The organism is Paucibacter sp. PLA-PC-4 (assembly GCF_026241155.1).
GTDB lineage: Bacteria > Pseudomonadota > Gammaproteobacteria > Burkholderiales > Burkholderiaceae_C > Roseateles_E.
In genome coordinates, this window is record NZ_JAPFGP010000009.1 from 198,224 (window position 1) to 216,428 (window position 18,205).

The following is an 18,205-nucleotide window of genomic DNA, read 5'->3' on the forward strand; positions in this document are numbered from 1 at the left end:
CGCGGAGATCAATATGGCTGATGACGGCTCCAAACAATCGACCAATGTCTGGCCCCTGCCCAAGTTCTACTTCCAGGTGAAGTGGGATGCGAACGTGATGTCCTTCGAGGAGGTCTCGGGACTGGACATCGAAGCCCAACCAATCGAGTACCGCCACGGCGACAGCCCGGTGTTCTCGTCACTGAAGATGCCGGGACTGAAGAAGCACGGCAATGTCACGATGAAGAAGGGCGTATTCAAGGCAGACAACAAGTTCTGGGATTGGTTCAACCAGATCAAGATGAACACCATCAAGCGCGTGCCGGTCACGATCAGCCTGCTCGACGAGGAAGGCAAGCCGACCATGGTCTGGACCCTGTCGAACGCCTGGCCCACCAAGATCACCGGTACCGATCTGAAGGCCGAGGGCAACGAGGTCGCGGTCGAGACCATAGAGATCGCGCATGAAGGCCTGACCATTGCCAACGCCTGAGCGTCGTGAGCGATCCGGTCATCCCCAAACCGCCGCCGCTGCCACCACCGCCGCAGCAGCGGCCCCGGCTGCAGTTGCCGCCGCGGCTGGATCTGGGCCTGTCCGCGACCGGCACCGCAAGGGCCGCGGTCACAACGGTCTGGGACCCACCGGCCAGCAAGGCCAGCTACCCGCCGGTGGCCTTCTATTTCTCGGTGCAGATCGATGGCCGCAGCAGCGACTGCTCGTTCCAGGAGGTCTCGGGAATGGGCCTGGCGATGGAGATCGAGCCGCTGGTGGAAGGCGGCGAAAACCGCTTCATCCACCAGCTGCCCAAGGGCATCAAGCAGGGCTCGCTGCGTCTGCAGCGCGGGCTGGCGATGAAGGATACCGAGCTGGTCGGCTGGTGCCGCCAGGTACTCGAAGGAGATCTGGGCCGCCGCATCGAACTCAAGCCGGTGCAGGTCAGCCTGCTCGACGAGATGGGTCAGCCGCTGTGCGTCTGGTCCTTCGAGAACTGCTATCCGGTCGGCTGGGACATTGAGGCATTCAATGCCGACAAAAACGAAGTCGCCATCGAGCAGATCGAGCTGGCTTACCAGACCTGTGTGCGCATGAAGTGATGAACCCCAGAAAAGCCAAGGAGCGACTCAATGACGATAGAGGTCAGGCAGATGGTGATCAAGTCCAGCGTCGGGCCGGACGAGGCGCACCCGCAGGAACAGGCCTCGCTTGACCCCGAGACCCTGGCGGAGCTGAAGCAGGAAATCCTCAACGAGTGCCGGGCCTGGCTGCAGGAGCAACTGCAGCAGCAACGCGAGCGCTAGCCATGATCCCCGCCTCCGGCCAACGGCAAGCCTTGACCCTGACCCGCTGCACGCTCAGCCAGTCCGGCTCCATCATGGTGGATCGCGGCGTCAACTACGCCTTGCAGATCAATCCGTCCGAGTTCAGCCACCACCGCAATATCCGCTACAACAACAAACGCGTAATCGGCCAGATCGGCTCGCCGATGCGCTTCTCCGGCATCGACCCGGACGACATCAGCTTCACCGCCACCTTCGACGGCACCGGCGTTGTTCCGATAGGTCCGGGTCAGCCCATCGAGGTGGCCGACCAGATCGAGGCGCTGAACCGCGTGATCTACACCTACCGCGGCGAGGCCCATGAGCCCAACCATGTGCAGATCCTCTGGGGCACCATGGTGTTCTACGGCCGGCTCTGCTGCATCGGCCTGCAGTACACGCTGTTCAAGCCCAGCGGCGCGCCGCTGCGCGCCAGTGCCGAGATGGATTTCGTCGGCTTTCTCAGCGCGCCCGAGGCCGAGCGCCGCGCCAACCGCTCCAGCCCGGACCTGAGCCACTCGGTCGAAGTGCGCGAGGGCGACACCTTGCCGCTGCTGTGCCATCGCATCTATGGCGACAGCCGCTACTACCCCGAGGTCGCGCGCTTCAACGGCCTTCGCGAGTTCCGCCGCCTGCAGCCGGGCCTACGCCTGCACTTTCCGCCGCTGGCCTGAGAGACGATCACGATGCCCGCCTCCCCCAGTGCCAGTGCCGAAGGTCCGGTCCGCCTGGTCGTACAAAGCGAGGGCACCGAGGTGCAGGAGCAGCTGCGCATCATCTCGCTGACGGTGCGCCACGCGCTCAACAGTCTGCCCTGGGCGCGCCTGGTGATCGACGACGGCGACATGCCCGGCAACAAGTACCCGGTCAGCGACGGCGCCCTGTTCACGCCCGGCAGCGCCATCGTGCTGCGCGCCGGCTATGGTGACAGCGATGCGCAGATCTTCAGCGGCATCGTCGTGCGCCACAGCCTGAAGATCAGCGGCGACAACCACAGCCGCCTGATCGTCGAATGCCGCGACAAGGCCTGCAAGATGGCGATAGGCCGCGTCAACGCCAAGTACCAGGACCAGACCGACAGCGACATCATCTCCGGTCTGATCGCCGCCGCAGGCCTGCAGGCCGATGTACAGAGCACCGAGGTCCAGCAGGCCGAGCTGCTGCAGTACGACTGCAGCGACTGGGACTTCATGCTGGCGCGTGCCGACGCGATGGGGCTGCTGGTCGCAGTCGAGGACGGCAAGATCACGGTCAAGCCCCCCGATGCCTCGATCGAGCCGGCGCTGTCCGTCACCTGGGGCGTCGACTTGGTCGCGCTGCAGGCCGATATCGATGCGCGCAGCCAGCTCAAAGCCGCCCAGGCCCATGCCTGGGATCCGGCCCAACAGGCCGTGGTCGAGAGCAGCGCGGCCGCGCCGCTGGCGCTGAACGCGCAGGGCAATCTGAGCGGCGCCACCTTGGCCCAGGTCGTCAGCCCGGACAGCTACCGACTGCAAAGCAGCGCCGCCCTGCCCCAGGCAGCGCTGGAGCAATGGGCCAAGGCCGCCCAGATGAAGGCGGCGCTGGCGCGGGTGCGTGGCCGCATGAGCTTCCAGGGCAGCGCGCTGGCCAAGCCGGCAACGCTGATCGCGCTGGCCGGTGTCGGCGCGCGGGTCAACGGGCCGGTGTTCGTCAGCGCGGTCCAGCATGAGATCCACGACGGCGAGTGGCTCAGCGAGGCCGAGTTCGGCCTCGACCCCGACTGGCATATGCAAAGACCCGATGTGATGGCGCCGCCGGCCGGCGGCCTGCTGCCAGGCATCCACGATCTGCAGATCGGCGTCGTGATGAAGCTCGACGCCGACCCCGGCGGCGAGCAGCGCATCCAGGTCAAGCTGCCGGTGCTGCAGACCGCCACTGAAGGCATCTGGGCCCGGCTGCTGCAGCTGCATGCATCCAGCGGCTTCGGCGCCTTCTTCCTGCCCGAGGTCGGCGACGAGGTCATCGTCGGCTTTTTGAGCGGCGACCCCAGCCATCCGGTCGTGCTCGGCAGCCTCTACAGCAGCAGCCGCAATCCGCCCTACGAGCTGGCCGCCGAGAACGACACCAAGGCCCTGGTGACCCGCTGCAAGCACCGGCTGGTGTTCGACGAGAAGGACAAGATCATCACGCTGACGACCCCGGCCAATAACCAGATCGTGCTGGACGACAAGAACAAGAGCATCCTGATCAAGGACCAGAACGGCAACAGCATCAAGCTCAGCAGCGAGGGCATCGCGCTGGACAGCCCCAAAGACATCAAGCTGACGGCCAAGGGCGGCATCACGCTGGACGCCGTCAACGCGATCGAGCTGACGTCCAAGGCCGACATCAAGGCCGCCGGCCTGAACATCAGCTGCGAGGCCCAGGTCGGCATCACCGCCAAAGGTGCGGCCACCGCCGAGCTTTCGGCCTCGGGCCAGACCACGGTCAAGGGCGCGATGGTGATGATCAACTGAAACCACCAGGACAGCCACCCCATGCCACCCGCCGCCCGCCTCACCGATATGCATGCCTGCCCAATGGTCACACCGGGGCTGCCGCCCATCCCCCATGTCGGCGGCCCCATCGTCGGCCCCGGCGTGCCCACTGTGCTGATCGGCAAGATCCCGGCTGCCGTGGTCGGAGACAACGCGATCTGCGTCGGTCCGCCCGATGTGATCGTCAAGGGCTCGGCTACAGTGCTGATCGGCGGCAAACCCGCCGCCCGCATCGGCGACAGCACGGCCCACGGTGGCAGCATCGTCCTGGGTCTACCCACTGTGCTGATCGGGGGCTAACGATGAGCTTTCTGGGCCGGGGCTGGAGTTTCCCACCGCGCTTCTCAGCGCGCAGCCGGGGTGTCGAGATGGTCGAGGGCGAGGCCGATATCGCCGAGAGCCTGCGCATCCTGATGTCCACCCATATCGGCGAGCGATTGATGCAGCCGGCCTACGGCTGCCGGCTGCGCGAGCTGGTCTTCGAGGCCGCCAACGAGCAGACCCTGACCGAGCTGCGCGACATGCTGAGCAAGGCCATCCTGTTCTTTGAGCCACGCATCACGCTGGAGTTCGTCGATGCCCGAATCTCCGATTTCGAACCGGCCTGCCTGGAGCTGAGCCTGCACTACAGCGTGCGCAGCACCAACACGCGCCACAACCTCGTCTACCCGCTGTATCTGCAGCAGGCCACCAGCCCGATGCGGGCCGACTGACGCCATGACCCGCAGCGGTACTCAGGCAGGCACCGAGCAAGGCGAGCGCCAGGCGCCGGCCTTGCGCGCCGGCTATCTGCTACCAGACGAGCTGAGCCTGGCACAGCGCCTGCGCCTGTCGCTGGCACAAGCGCGCGGGCTGCGCTTTGTCGAGCCCTTTGGCTCGCCGGCTGGCAACTGGGGCGAGCTGCTGGGCCAAGACCTGAGCCTGCTGCTGGCCGATATCGCCGCCTACCCGGCCGAGGTTCATGAGGCCCGTGCGCTGGAACATCTGCCCTGGCTTGATCTGGACGCGCGTTGGCAGCGCTGTTGGGCCCTGGTCGGGCAGCTCGATCGCTGGTGCCACGGGCTAGACACCCATCAATTCAGCGCCCCGCTGGCAGCCAGCCTGCAGACCCTGATCGAGCAAGAGCTGGCACCGCTGCTGCGCCAGGGCCTGCAGCGTTTCGAGGTCCAGCGCCTGGCATGGGCGCGCCTGCATCCGGCCTGGACGGGCAGGCCCGAGGGCGAGTCGGAGCCCGACACCTCGCTGCTGCTGCGCCAGCTCTGGGTGGGCCTGTGTCGCGCGGTGCGGCGCCTGCGCAAGCTAGCCCAGGAACAACTGGCCGAGAGCCTGCGCACCCAGACCCATGAGCCGGCCGTCGGCCTGCTGCTGACGCTGCTGCAACTGCTGCAGCAAAGCCGCGTGCCGCTCAACGACTTCCCCGAACGCTTCAAGCACTTCTACCATCGCGAGCTGCTGGGCCTGGGCACCCGGCCGGCCCTGCCCGAGCGGGCCCATCTGCTGCTGGAGCGCGCACCGGGCCACACCACGCTGAGCCACGGCGTGCTGCGCGTGCCGGCCGGCACGCGCTTTGGCGCAGGCAAGAATGCCCAGGGCCAGCTGATCGAGTTCGCGTCCAGCCATGAACTGTGGCTGGGCGATGCCCGTGTCGAGACCCTGCTGAGCCTGCGCCTGGAGCACGACGCGCTGATCTCGCCGGAGCGCGAGTTCGGCTACGCCAGCCGCAGCAAGGCCCAGCGCCTGCCGGTGTTGATGGACGGCCCGGCCAGCTGGCCGATGCTGGGCGTGCAGACCCGGCCGCAAGCGGCCGATATCGACAGCGGCGCCGATGCCGAGCTGGGCCTGGCCATCGCCTCGGGTCTGCTGGCGCTACGCGAGGGCGAGCGCGAGATTCGCGTGCGCCTGCATTCCAGCACCGACGCCCAGGACCCTGCGCCGCCGGACCTCGAGGGCCTGGCGCAGGCCTACCGCCGCCTGGCCCAGATCGAGGCACAGCAGCATCCACCGCGCGAGCGCGCGGGGCTGCAGCACGCACCTCCGGACGACGAGCGGGCGATGGCCGCCGCGACGCTGGCCCGTGGCGCGACGGCCGGCAGCTCGCTGGCGCTATGCTTTCTGATCGCCCGCTGTCTAGCCACCGGGCAGCCGGCGCTGCTGGCCCAGCGCCTGGGCCGGCTGTTCGCAGTCTGGCTCTGCAGCGCCGCCGAGCTGCGCGAGGCCGATTTGGCGGCGCTGCGCGCCCATTCGCGCCGGGTCCTGCAGGCCAGCGAGGCCAGCGAAGCAGCGGTCGACGACCCGCTGTCGCTGATCTACGGCCGCCGCCCGCTGGAGCGCTCGCTGGTATTCGACCGCGTGTTCCGCGGCCTGTGGCGGGCCCGGCTCAGCACCGAGCAGGGCTGGCTGGCGGTCGACGAGGTGTTCGCCGAGCGCGGCCCGGGCGGCGCAGTCGAGTTGAGCTTGCGAGTGCGGCCCGAGCAGCCGGCCATCGTGGCCTGCCAGACCGCCCTGCATGGCCCCGACTGGCCGGCCCTGCCGGTGCTGCAGCTGCGCCTGCAGCCGCAGACCCGGCTGCATGCCTACAGCCTGCTGCAGCAGTTACCCCTGCACAGCATCGCGGTAGCGGTGAAGGTGCGCGGCCTTCGCCAGCTCTGGCTGCACAACCAGCTCGGCCGGCTCGACCCCAGCAAGCCTTTCGCGCCCTTCGGCCCGCTGCCCGACGCCGCCTCCTATCTGATGCTGGGCAGCCCCGAGCTGGCGGCCAAGCCGCTCCAAGGCCTGCGCCTGCATCTGCTGTGGGCCGCGCTGCCCTGCTGCGGCGGCGGTTTTGCCGAGCACTACCGCGGCTATCCGGGCGACTGGAGCAACCAGGTGTTTCGCGCCCGTTGGTCGCTGCTGGCCAATGCCCGCTGGCAGGTGGCCCAGGGCGAGGCCACCGCGCTGTTTGACAGCCTGAGCGGGCAGCGTCGCATCGCCGCGCGGCGCACGCTGGAGCTCGACGCCACCGAGCTCAAGCGCTGGCATCGTGCCGAGCCGCCCGGCCAGCCGGGGCAAGGCGGCGAGTTCAGCCTAGCCAGCCGCCAGGGCTTTTTTCGGCTGGGCCTGGCCGAGCCGCCGGCGGCCTTCGGCCATGCACTCTACCCGCAGCTGCTGACCGACGTGCTGAGCCGCAACAGCCGGCTCAAGCGCGCTCGCGAGCCCGAGCCGCTGCCCCGGCCGCCTTACACCCCACAGCTGGAACAGCTCAGCGTCGACTACGAAGCCAGCGAGCTCATCGGTCTGCAGACGGCCGAAGCCGATCAGCCCGGTGCCAGCCAGCTCTTCCAGCAGGGTCCGTTTGGCCGGGAGCGGCTGCTTCCCGGGCAACGCGGCTACCACTGGCTGCCGCGCCTGCAGGCCGACGGCCAGCTCTTCATCGGCCTGCGCGCCAGCGAGCTGCAGGGGCCGCTGTCCCTGCTGTTCCGGCTGCGCGCCGAACAGGCCGCCGATGCGCCACAGCGCCCGCGGCTGCGCTGGGCCGCCTGGTGCGGCGATGCCTGGCGCTGGCTGGAAGCGCAGCGCCTGCTGCACGACAGCACCCAGGGCCTGCTGCGCAGCGGCCTGATCGTGCTGGACTTGCCTGCCGATCTAAGCCGCGGCTGCCCGGCCCTGCCCGGGGCCGAGCTGTTCTGGCTCCGGCTGAGCGCTGATTGGGGCTTCGAGCTGCTGGCCGGCTTCCAAGGCGTGCAGGCCCAGGGCCTGGAAGTGCTGCGGCTGGGCGCAGCGACGCCGGGCGAGCCGGCTCTGCCCGCGGGCCGCATCAAGAACAGCCTGCAACCCATCGCCGGGCTGGGCAGCGTGCGCCAGGTCGACGGCGCCTTCGGTGCGCGCGCGGCCGAGGACGATGCCGCGCTGCACGTGCGCGCGGCCGAGCGCCTGCATCACAAGGGCCGGGCCGCGACGGTCTGGGACGTTGAGCGCCTGGTGCTGGACGCCTTCCCTGAGGTCGTCAAGGTGCGCTGCCTGGGTAGCCGCGGCGCACTGCGAGTGGTGGTGGTCGCGGCGCCGCCGCCCGACGCGCCAGCCGATGTCGCGCCGCGGCTGGACGCGGCGACGCTGGCCCGCATCCAGGTCTTCTTGAGCGATCGGAGCAGCCCGCACCTGAGCCTGACGGTTCGCAACTGCGCCTATGCCCGGGTGCAGGTCCGCTGCGCGTTGAGCCTGGTAGCCGGCGTGCCGGCCGGCAGCACGCTGCGCCGCCTGAATCTGGATCTGCTTGACTATCTGTCGCCGTGGCGGCCCGGCGGGCGCGGCATTGCCTTTGACTGGCGGCTGCATGCCGAGGAGCTGGAGGCTTTTGCCCGCGCTCGGCCCGAAATCGCGTCCATCGGCGCGATCTCGCTGCTGCATATCACGCAGGACGATGCCGGCTGCTACCGGCTCGGCGACAGCGCCAGGGTGGGCAGCCGCGAGATCACGGCCAGGCGCGGCTGGACCCTGCTGCTGCCGATGCGCCGCCATCTGCTGGAGTTGCAGACCGCCCCCGGCGAGCGCCGCGCCCGCGTGACCGGCCTGGCGCGACTGGCGCTGGGCAGCAGCTTCATCATCGGCGGAGGTGTCAAACCATGACACGCCGCAATCGCGAGACGCTGAAGAACTATTTCCGCGAGGGCCAGCTGCCCAACGAGGACCATTTCGCCGACCTGATCGACTCGATGCTCAATATGAGCGACGAGGGTTTTCGCAAGACGGTCGAGCGCGGCGAGGAGATCTATGCGCCGGTGGGCCATGACGCGCTCTTGAGCTTTCTGCGCGACCAGAACCCCGACAGCGTGCTGTGGCGCGTGGCGCTGAGCCGTGCACGCGATCAGCTGCTGCTGCAGCGCGGTGGCTCGGACGGCGACGGCGCAGGCGCGCCGCTGCTGTGCCTGGACGCCGACCAGGACGGTGGCCAGCGAGTCGGGATCGGCACCGCCGAGCCCAGGGACATGCTAGATGTGCAAGGTACGGTGCGCAGCAGCGGCCGGCGCGGCAGCGACCCTCGAAGCGCGCCCGAGCCACTGCTAGCCAATGGCCAGTGGCAGGATCTGACCGACGATCTGCAAGGCTGCCAGGGCTTCGAGGTGATGGCCGGCGTCGGTCAGAAGGGCTCGGGCCGTTTCGCGCTGCTGCAGGCGGTGGCGCTGAACACCTACAACCCCAGCTGGGGCTGGCTGGATTTCCTCAATCGCAAGCGCGGCATCCGCAGCACCCAGGCCTTCTGGGGTCGGCGCTGCGACCGCCTGCAGCTGCGCTGGCACGGCGGTGACGACAAGGACACCAAGAGCGTCAAGAGCGGCCGCGACGCCAGCTACCGGTTGCAGATCCGCACCGGCTGCGATTTCGGTGACAAATGCCTGATCAACGCCCAGCTGACCCAACTCTGGTTCGACCCGCATATGGAGGAATGTCAGCGATGAGCGCCGCGCCGCAGACCATTGCGCGCAAGCCACCGCCGCAGCAGTCGCCCGGCGGCCCGGCGCTGGACTTCGAGGCCCTGCGCAGCGCCGGCATCGCGCTGGCCCAGGCCGCCAGCGGGCAGCTGTGGACCGACTACAACCTGCACGACCCCGGCGTCACCCTGCTGGAGGCGCTGTGCTACGCGCTGACCGAGGATGTCTACGGCGCCCAGCAAAGCGTGCCCGATCTGCTGGGCTGGCCCGAGGGCCAGGTCTTGCCCGAGCGCCATGGCCTGCACCGGCCCGAGCGCATCCTGCCCTGCCGGCCCATCACCGCGGCCGATTACCGCCGTGCGCTGCTGGCCCGCTGCCCCGGCGCCCTGCAGCTGCGGCTGCAGCCCTGCGAGCAGGGACTGCCCGGGCTGTGGCGCCTGGCCATGCTGGCCCCGGACGGCCAGATCGACGCGGCCCAGCGCGCGTTCTGGTCGCTGCGCAATCTGGGCGAAGACCTGGACGGCGCCGTGCGGCGGCTGCAGCCCCGGCCACACCGCCTGGTGTTCGAGATCGATGTCCAGGGCCCGCGCGAGCTGGCCGAGCTGCTTGGCGAGATCGCGCAGCGCGCGGCCGACTTCATCGCCGCGCGGCCGCGTTGGAGGCCAGCCGACACGGCGCTGGATCCGGCGCTGCGCTTCGACGGACCGGCCCTGCCCCACGGCTGGATCAGCGACGCCGAGCTGCAGCGCGGCGAGCAGACGCTGCTGTACTTCAGCGACCTGGTGCTGGCCCTGCAAGGCATCGAGGGTCTGACCTCAGTGCGGCGCCTACAGCTGCTGGGTGATGCCTATGGGGTGGCCGAGCCAGACGCCGACGCCGTGCCCTGGGGCGATGAGGCGGGCGCGCTGTGCCTGCAGTGGCCGCGCCGCGCCGAAGACTTGATGGACTGGGTGGTCTGGCGCGGTGCGGCGCGCGAGACCCTGCCAGAGCAGAATCTGCTGCGCCGCCTGGCCCAGCTGCAGGTCGCCCACGAGCACCCGCTGCCCGGCCTGAGCCAGGCGACGCTCGGCACTGCGGTGGCTGACGTGGCACCGCCCGAGCACCCGCCCTACTATCCGGCCCTGCTGCAGCTGCCGGCGATCTATGCCCATCCCGAGAGCCTGGGCGAGCCCCGCCACCGCAGCCACAGCCGCGCCGGCCAGCGCGCCCAATGGCTGGCTTACACGGCCCTGCTGGAGCAGTGGCTGGCCCATGGCCAGGCGCAGCGCCTGCAGCTCGGTGCGCTCTACAGCCTGGCGGTTGAATCGGCCCCCAGCTACTGGTGGCAAGCGCTCGGCGAGACCCATCTGCCGGGCCTGGCCGCGCTGCAAGCGCAGACACCGGCCGAGCAGCAGGCCGCGCTGCAGGCCGAGGACGACGCGATCGAGCGGCGCGGCCGCGTGCTTGACCAGCTGCTGGCCCTGCACGGCGAGGCCCTGCCGCAGAGCGGGCTGCGCGGCCTGCCCTGCTACTTCAGCCCCGGCGGCTTCGAGCAGCATCTGCTGCGGCTCAAGCAGACGTTGGCGGCCGGCATCGAGCGCTTCACCCGCGAGCGCCATGCCGGCTTCGACTACAGCCGGCCGAGCTTCGGCCTGATCGGCAACACCGCGCCGCTGCAGGAACGCCTGAGCCTGCAGCTGGGTTTCGCCGAGCACCACAGCCGCTCGCTGATGGCGCCGCTGCGCGAGTGGGGGCTGAGCCTAAGCGAAGACGCCGAGCCGCCCAAGGTCTTGCGGCAGCCCGGCCAGGGCCTGAGGCCCATGCAGCTGTTCGCCGATGCGCCACGGCGCGAGGACCTCGCCGACAAGCCGTTATGGAAACCCGGGGACCGCCTGGATCCCGCGCTGCTGCGCTGCGCCGTCCATGCCAGCCGCTACCAATGGCAAGAGCAAAGCAAGCTGCTGTGGCTGGGCCCCGACGAGCAGCAGCGCTGGTGGCCGCTGGGCCGGCAGACCGATGCGGTGGCCGCGCAAGACCTGGCCCTGGCCTTGCACGGCTTTGCCTGCGGCCTGCAGCTGCGCTGCGAGGGCCTGCATCTGGTCGAGCATCTGCTGTTGCGGCCCGAGGCCGGCGCCGACCTGTCGAACGATGTGCCCGACGACTTCTATGCGCAGCAGCTCAGTGTGGTGCTGCCGGCCTGGACCGCACGAGGCGCCGACCCGCGCTTTCGGACCCTGGCAGCGCAGACCGTGGCCGAGCTGGCGCCGGCCCATCTGCAGGCGCACTGCCTGTGGCTGCAAGCCGAGGACCTACAAGCCTTCGAGCTGGCGCTGCAGGGCTGGCTGCTGGCCAAGCGAGCGCTGTGTGAGGGCCTGGCTGGCAACGACAGCGGTGTGCAGGACCCGGCCGCGCAACGCCGGCTAGCCTCGCGTGCCGCCGTGCTGCGCCGGCTGCTGTGGCGGCAGATCTCGGACGAGGCCGCACGATGAGGACCGTGATCGACAGCCTGGTCTGGGACGCCCGCTTCGCCAGCGAAAGCCTGGCCTGGCAGCAGCAGGAGCGGCTGCGCCGCTTCCTGCGAGGCCCCGGCCTGCGCACGCTGCAGACGCGCCTGCAGGCGCAGGCGCCAGCCGACGGCCGGGTGCTGCACATCGACAGGCTGGAGCTGGACCTGGGTAGCTTCACACCCGATGCGCCGCTGCGGCAATGGGTCGAGCGCCTGGACGGCGCGCTGCTGCAGGCCCTGCAGCGTCTGCCCTGCACCAGCCGCTCGCGCGACGCCCACGAGCTGGCGCAGTTCAGCCACTATCTGCAGCAGGGCGCGCTGCCCTGGTCGGCCCGCTCCTCGCAAGACCTGGCCGGCTGGCTGGCGCGGCTGGTGCGCCGCCACGGCCCGGGCCTGTGGGAGGCCTTGCAGCGCCTGACACCCGGCGAGCTGGTGCAGCAAAGGCTGGCGCTGATCACGCCGCACGGCGGGCTGCAAGCCTTGATCGCCGTGCGCGCGCCCGAGCTGGCCGCAGCACTTGAGCTGCTCGATGCGCAGTGGCTGAACCCGCTGCAGGCCCGGGGTCGCCTCAGCCTCTACCAGCGCCAGCGCCTGCAACAGGCGCTGCGGGTGGCCGGGCTGCGCGCGCTGTGGGGCGGCGCGACGCTGGCCGGGCCGCAGCTGCAGGGGCTGATACAGGCCCTGATCCAAGCCCATGCCCAGTTGCTGGGCCCGGGCTGGCACGCGCTGGCTGCCGGCCTGCCCCGGCCAACACGGCCCCGCTCGGCGCTGACCCGGCAGCTGCTGCAGGCGCTGTGGCCCGACAGCGTCGATGGCCCCTCTCCCACCGTCACGCCGCGGCAGCGCCGACGCAGCCCGCTGCTGGCCGCCGCGCTGGCGCAGCTGGACGAGGCCTTGAACAGCGGCCGAGCCCAGGACGGCGAGCGGCTGCAGCGCCTGCTGCTGGGCCTGGCTCAGCAGCTGCCGCTGGAGCTGCCGCTGCTGCTGCGCGCCTGGGCCCGCGAGGGCTGGCGCCGGCGCGGCTGGGCCGCCAGCCTGGCGCCGGCCAGCCTCGGGCTGGTGATGCATCTGATGCAGGCCTCCGAGCCCGCCAGCGCCGCCGCGACCTTGAGGGTGCCGTCCAGCGCGCCGAGCTGGATGGAGTCGCTGCGCCAGTTCGCGCTGCGCATGCTGGCGCGACCGGGCAGCCCGCCGCTGACCCTCAGCGCTCTGCAGCAGCATCTGCTGGACCACAGCCTGCAGGCCCTGGCCGAGACCGGCCGCCTGCCGCAGACCCATGCCGGCTGGCAGACGCTGTGGCAGCAGGGCTGGCAGCGCCTGCAGCAGGACGGCGCCGGACCGGCCGCAGCCGCAACCGAGCCCGCGCCGGACTGGGGAAGCCAGCTCGACGCCTTGCTGGCCGCCGCGCCGCAGCGCTGGAGCGCGGCCCAGCGTCTGCAGTTCAGCCGACTGCTGGAGCGCGAGTCCGATGCCGAACGCTGGCTGGCCCGCTACCGTCCGGCCCAGCGCTGGGTCTTGCTGAACCAGGCGGCCGGTGGCGAGGCGGCGACCTTGCAGGGCTGCAGCAGCCTGCTGCAGCGGGCCTTGCAGGTGCTGCAGCCGCAGGCCAAGGCGGCCGAGACCGAGCGCCAGCACTGGCGCTGGCTGCTGCGACCGCTGTTGCTCGAGGGCCAGGCGGCACGGCCCGAGACCCTGGTGCGCCGCTGGGCGATGCAGCTGCACCGCGCGCTGCCGCAGGGCTCGCTGGCACGCTGTTTCGCGCGGCTGGACCGGGTACTGGCGGGCCTGAGCGCCTGGGCCGACCCGGTGCTGGCGCGGCTGCGCCAGGGCCTGCGGCGAGCGCCCAGCCGGGCCGAACACTATGAGCTGGGTTTGCGGGCGGATCGGCCCGCAGCCGTGCCGCCGGCCAGACCCGACCCCGTCGATGCCGGCAGCCCGATCTACATCGCCGATGCCGGCCTGGTGATGCTGGCCGCCTATGCCGAGCGCCTGTTCGGCCGGCTGGCGCTGCTGGAGGCCGGGCGCTTCAAGAGCCCGGCCGCACAAAGCCTGGCGGTCGCCGCGCTGGGCTATCTGGCCGCCGGCCATGAAATCGGCAATGGAGTCGGCAGCGAGGCCCAGCAAGTGCTGGCCAAGCTCTTGTGCGGCGTGCCGCCGGCCCAGGTGCTGCCGGCGCCCGAGCCGCTGGGCGAGGAACGGCGCGCGCTGCTGGATGCCTTGCTGAGCGCGGTGATTGCGCACTGGAGGGCGGTGGGCAACACCTCGGTCGAGGGCCTGCGCCAGAGCTTTCTGCGCCGCGGCGGGCGCCTCACGCGCAAGCCCGGCGATGCGGACGAGCAGGCCTGGCGGCTGCTGGTCGAACCCAAGCCCTTCGACCTCCTGCTGGACCGTCTGCCCTGGTCCTTCGCGACCCTCAAGCTGCCCTGGATGCAAGGAGTGCTGCATGTCGACTGGCGATAGCACCGCATTGCAGGCCCGGGCCTTGGCGCAGGAGCTGGACTGGCTGGGCCAGGTTCTGAGCCTGCGGCTGGAGCAGCATTTCCAGCAGAGCGAGGCCGGTTTTGAGGTTGCGGCGGCACCGCCCGGTCTGCCGCCGGGCAGCGAGCTGGCACGCCTGATCGAGAGCTTGCAGCTGGGGCCGGCCGAGCGGGCGGTGCTGGCCCTGGCCCTGCTGCCGCATCTGCGCCCGGCCGCGCTGGATCTGCTGTTCATGCGCAACAGCAATCTGGAGCGCGGCTTCACCGAGTTCGGCGGCGTCAAGGGCCAGGCCCATGGCGGCTTTCTGCCGACCGGCGAGACCGCCGCCTTTCTGATCGCCGGCGAGGATTTGCAGCGCCGCATCGCGCTGCTGGCGCTGTTCGATGCCGAGCACGCGTTCGCGCGCCAGGGTCTGCTGAAGCTGGACCATCCGGCCGGCGGCGAGCCCCAGCTCAGCGGCGCGCTGCAGCTCAGCGCCGAGGCGCTGCAGCGTCTGAGCACCGGGGTCTGGCACAAGCCCGACTACAACGCGCAGTTCCCGGCCAAGCTGATCACCAGTCCGCTGGGCTGGGACGATCTGGTGCTGGCGCCCGAGGTGATGGACGAGGTGAACCAGGTCTGCACCTGGATGCGCGAGGGCCAGCGTCTGATGCAGGACTGGGGCCTGGCGCGTGCGCTCAAGCCCGGCTACCGGGCGCTGTTCTACGGACCGCCCGGCACCGGCAAGACCCTGACCGCGACGCTGATCGGCCAGGCCGCGCAGGTGGACGTCTACCGCATCGATCTGTCAATGGTGGTGTCCAAATACATCGGCGAGACAGAGAAGAATCTGGCCCGGGTGTTCGACCAGGCGCAGAGCCGGCGCTGGGTACTGTTCTTCGACGAGGCCGATGCCTTGTTCGGCAAGCGCAACAGCAACAACCAGAGCGCCAACGACCAGCATGCGAACCAGGAGATCGCCTACCTGCTGCAGCGGGTCGAGGACTTCCCGGGCACCGTGATCCTGGCCTCGAATCTGCGCAGCAATATCGACGAGGCGTTCGCGCGGCGCTTCCAGTCGATGATCTATTTCCCGCTGCCCGACGCCGAGCAGCGGCTGCGGCTGTGGCGCGGCATGCTGGCGCCGCAACGGCTGGCCGTCGATGTCAAGCTGGACGAGATCGCCGAGCGCTACGAGCTCTCGGGCGGTGCGATCGCCAATGTGCTGCGCTATGCGGCCCTGCTGGCGCTGCGGCGGCACAGCGAGCAGATCGGCGCCGCCGAGCTGCGCCAGGGTCTGGTCAAGGAGTTGCGCAAGGAAGGGAGGACCTTGTGAAGCGCCTCTACCTGCTTTGCGCCCTACTGGCGGCCCTGATGGCGGCATCAGGGGCCGAGGCGCCGGTCATCCCCCCGACCAGCGCTCCCACCACCACACCCATCAGCGCGCCGGCCCCGGCCGCTTCGCGCGCGCTGAGCCAGTTGCCTCAGCCGCTGCAGCTGGACAGCGCCGCGTTCCGCCTGCCTGCGGCCCTGCTGGAGCAACCCTATCGCCGCCCGCTGCATGCCCAGGGCGGCCGCCCGCCCTACCGTTTCGAGCTGGCCGGCGGAGAACTTCCCGAGGGCATCATGCTGTCGCCGCTGGGGGTGCTGCAGGGCACGTCCGACCGGCCGGGCAGCCATCGCTTCACGGTGCGCCTGATCGACGCGCTGGGCGAGCAGGCGCAGCAGCGCTATCTGCTGGCGGTCGTGCAAGCCCGACCCAAGGCAGCGGCTGCGGGCGCCAGCGCGGCAAGCGGCCCCAAGCCGTTGACGACACTCTCGGCAGAGGATGCGCTTGCATTGCCGCCGGCACGGCCGCTGGCCCAGGCCTACCGGCTGATGCCGGCGGTGCTGGACATCCTGCTGCCGGCCGAGAGCGCCGAGGATGGCAGCCTGCCCGCGCCGCTGGCCGAGCCGGCGGCCAGCGCGAGCCAGCCGGCCAGTGCTGGCGGGAGTGCGGGAGGCAGCGCTGCGGCCCTGCCCCCACTGCCGGTCAGCCTGGGCGCGGAGCAGGCCGAGCAGCTGAAACTGCTGCTCAAGCCGCTGACCGCGCTGGAGTACCCGACGCGCGAGACCTTCGAGGCCGCACTCGATGCCCGGCTCTGCGCCTACAGCCGCATGCTGAGTCTGCAGTCAGCCGCCAAGCAAGGCCTGACCCCGCCCAGCGAGGCCCAGTTCGCCGCTGCCTGCCCGCCCGACTGGGCGGCCGTGGCCAAGGCCAAGCCCGTCAGCGGTCCGCCCAGCTGGCAGCAGTTGCCGCAGACCATCATGCCGGCAGCGCTGCGCCAATGGCTGGTCGAGGCGGCCCGGCACGCGCATGAACTCAAGCTCGACCCGCCCATCGTCTGGGACGGTGGGGGCTGCGGCTGCGTGCGCGAGGACCTATCGGGCCAGGTCTATGGCTTCTATCCGCTATGGTGGGCCGAAGGAAAAGCGCAGCAAATCGATTTCAGCCTGCTCAGCCGCATCAGCGTGATGGGCCTGCCCTTCGGGGACGACCTCGCACCGGATGCGCACGAGCGCTGGACCCTGGCCCAGACCAATTTCATTCGCACCGCGCAGCGCCACGGCACGGCGCTGGACTTGGTGATCTATCGCAATGACTGGCGCTTTCTGCAGGCGCAGCCGCCAGCCGCTCGCGAGGCTCAGATCGAACAGTCGCTGCTGCAGTTGCCGCAGCAGGCGCGCCGCCTGATTGATGCGCCGCTGCCCGACTGGCTGTCGCGCGCCAAGGCCTGGCTGCCCGGCTTCGGCCAGGCCCAGCATCTGGGCGACGGCATCACAATCTTCTTCGACGAGCTGCCGCCCGCCAGCACGCAGCCGCTCTGGCGCCAGGCCTTCAAAGACTTCCATCGCCGCTTCGTGCTGGCGGTGATCGAGCAATTGCGAGCCAATACCAAGCGCCGGTACACGCTGAACCTGGTGGTAGGCGACCGCCAGCTCGGCGAGCCAGGCGCCGTGGCCGGCTTGTTCGAGCTGCTGAAGGCGGCAGAGGACCCGCATCTGATCAATGGTCGCATCGAGGAGAGCACCGCCGTCTACAGCAGCGCCACCAACGTTACGCTGCGCGTCATCGTGCTGCTCAGCGAGCCCAGCTCGCTGAGCAAGAAGCAGCTGCGCGGCCGCGTCGAGGCCGAGCCGGCGCTGCAGGGCATAGACCGGCGCATCTTTCTGCGAAAGCTCATCCCGGTGATCTCGATCGGCATGCCCGAGGCCGAGAGCCAGCAGTTCGCCGACGACCTGGTGTACTTCGAGGACAACTTTGGCGGCGTTGGCTTCTGGCCACTACCGATGGCCGGCGAGACCGTCAGCGCCGGCATGAACGCCGCACTGCGCAGCGCCTTCAGCGGCGCCGCCGCCGACGCCGCCACGCGGCCGATCTGCGATTGGGCCTGCGAGAACCGCTGGCCGCTGCGCGCCCTCTTCCATCTACTGCTGCTGACCGGCGCTATCTGCCTCGCGCTGCTGCTGTGGAACTGCGCCTGGCGCGCGCGCTGGGGCCGCTATCTGCCGCTGGGCGGAATCCCGGTGGTGCTGGTCGGCGCGCTGCTCTTGAACTGCGACCCGCAACTGCGCGCCCTGCGCGACGGCACCGGCCTCATGTGGACCGTGATCGCGATCCTGTTTGTCGCGGCCCTGTGGGCCGTGCTGAAACCGAAGGTGGAGAAGCCATGAAAACCCTCGCCGCACCGAAAAGCCAGACCACACAACGCGCTGCTGCAGCCGCAGCCCATGCCGGCCCCACTGCAGCCTCGACCAGCCCGCGCCAGAGCGCCCAGGGCGCCCAGATCGCGCAGTTGCAGGCACTGGGCACCGGCGCGCCGGTGCAGCGGGTCGAAGGCGACCGCAGAACCAAGGGTTTCAACCGCGGCAAGTCGCACTCGACCACCACGCCAAGCGGCAAGGTCAAGTCACACAAGCCCGGCAAGGGCCGCGAGGAAGACCCACGCAAGAGCGCCGCCAAGAACCGCCGGCGCGACCGCATGCTTGCGGCGAATGTGGCGAATTCGCAGAACAAATAGGCG

General features: G+C 70.1%; 14 protein-coding genes. All 14 read left to right on the plus strand.

The window, feature by feature from the left end; all coding sequences use genetic code 11:
- Positions 1-13: 13 nt before the first annotated feature.
- From OOZ63_RS15780 to OOZ63_RS15845, 14 genes are read left to right on the plus strand one after another with little or no spacing between them, the layout of a single operon-like run.
- Positions 14-472 (plus strand): phage tail protein, encoded by a 459-nt coding sequence (locus tag OOZ63_RS15780; RefSeq protein WP_137942037.1) that lies wholly within the window; start codon positions 14-16, stop codon positions 470-472.
- A gap of 5 nt (positions 473-477) precedes the next feature.
- A complete protein-coding gene (locus OOZ63_RS15785; protein ID WP_266006503.1) occupies positions 478-1,074 on the plus strand; it encodes a phage tail protein in 597 nt (198 codons plus the stop codon).
- A gap of 30 nt (positions 1,075-1,104) precedes the next feature.
- Complete coding sequence (locus OOZ63_RS15790) at positions 1,105-1,278, plus strand: DUF5908 family protein (protein ID WP_266006504.1); 174 nt, start codon at positions 1,105-1,107, stop codon at positions 1,276-1,278.
- A 2-nt stretch (positions 1,279-1,280) separates the two neighbouring features.
- Positions 1,281-1,970, plus strand: a complete 690-nt coding sequence (locus tag OOZ63_RS15795) for a CIS tube protein (protein WP_266006505.1) — start codon at positions 1,281-1,283, stop codon at positions 1,968-1,970.
- A 12-nt stretch (positions 1,971-1,982) separates the two neighbouring features.
- Positions 1,983-3,773 (plus strand): type VI secretion system tip protein VgrG, encoded by a 1,791-nt coding sequence (gene vgrG / locus OOZ63_RS15800; RefSeq protein WP_266006506.1) that lies wholly within the window; start codon positions 1,983-1,985, stop codon positions 3,771-3,773.
- Between the two features lie 21 nt (positions 3,774-3,794).
- On the plus strand, positions 3,795-4,094 hold the full coding sequence (locus tag OOZ63_RS15805) for a PAAR domain-containing protein (protein ID WP_266006507.1): 300 nt from the start codon (positions 3,795-3,797) through the stop codon (positions 4,092-4,094).
- Positions 4,095-4,096: 2 nt separating this feature from the next.
- Positions 4,097-4,507 (plus strand): GPW/gp25 family protein, encoded by a 411-nt coding sequence (locus tag OOZ63_RS15810; RefSeq protein WP_266006508.1) that lies wholly within the window; start codon positions 4,097-4,099, stop codon positions 4,505-4,507.
- Positions 4,508-4,511: 4 nt separating this feature from the next.
- Positions 4,512-8,396, plus strand: a complete 3,885-nt coding sequence (locus OOZ63_RS15815) for a hypothetical protein (RefSeq protein ID WP_266006509.1) — start codon at positions 4,512-4,514, stop codon at positions 8,394-8,396.
- Positions 8,393-9,226 (plus strand): hypothetical protein, encoded by an 834-nt coding sequence (locus OOZ63_RS15820; RefSeq protein ID WP_266006510.1) that lies wholly within the window; start codon positions 8,393-8,395, stop codon positions 9,224-9,226. The genes OOZ63_RS15815 and OOZ63_RS15820 overlap by 4 nt, the downstream gene beginning before the upstream one ends.
- Positions 9,223-11,667, plus strand: a complete 2,445-nt coding sequence (locus OOZ63_RS15825; RefSeq protein WP_266006511.1) for a hypothetical protein — start codon at positions 9,223-9,225, stop codon at positions 11,665-11,667. The genes OOZ63_RS15820 and OOZ63_RS15825 overlap by 4 nt, the downstream gene beginning before the upstream one ends.
- Positions 11,664-14,144: a contractile injection system tape measure protein gene (locus OOZ63_RS15830; RefSeq protein ID WP_266006512.1), complete on the plus strand. Its 2,481-nt coding sequence runs from the start codon at positions 11,664-11,666 to the stop codon at positions 14,142-14,144. The genes OOZ63_RS15825 and OOZ63_RS15830 overlap by 4 nt, the downstream gene beginning before the upstream one ends.
- A complete protein-coding gene (locus OOZ63_RS15835) occupies positions 14,128-15,477 on the plus strand; it encodes an ATP-binding protein (protein ID WP_266006513.1) in 1,350 nt (449 codons plus the stop codon). Before OOZ63_RS15830 ends, OOZ63_RS15835 begins: the two co-directional genes overlap by 17 nt.
- A complete protein-coding gene (locus OOZ63_RS15840; protein ID WP_266006514.1) occupies positions 15,474-17,855 on the plus strand; it encodes a putative Ig domain-containing protein in 2,382 nt (793 codons plus the stop codon). The genes OOZ63_RS15835 and OOZ63_RS15840 overlap by 4 nt, the downstream gene beginning before the upstream one ends.
- Complete coding sequence (locus OOZ63_RS15845) at positions 17,852-18,202, plus strand: hypothetical protein (RefSeq protein WP_266006515.1); 351 nt, start codon at positions 17,852-17,854, stop codon at positions 18,200-18,202. Before OOZ63_RS15840 ends, OOZ63_RS15845 begins: the two co-directional genes overlap by 4 nt.
- The last annotated feature ends 3 nt before the right edge of the window (positions 18,203-18,205 follow it).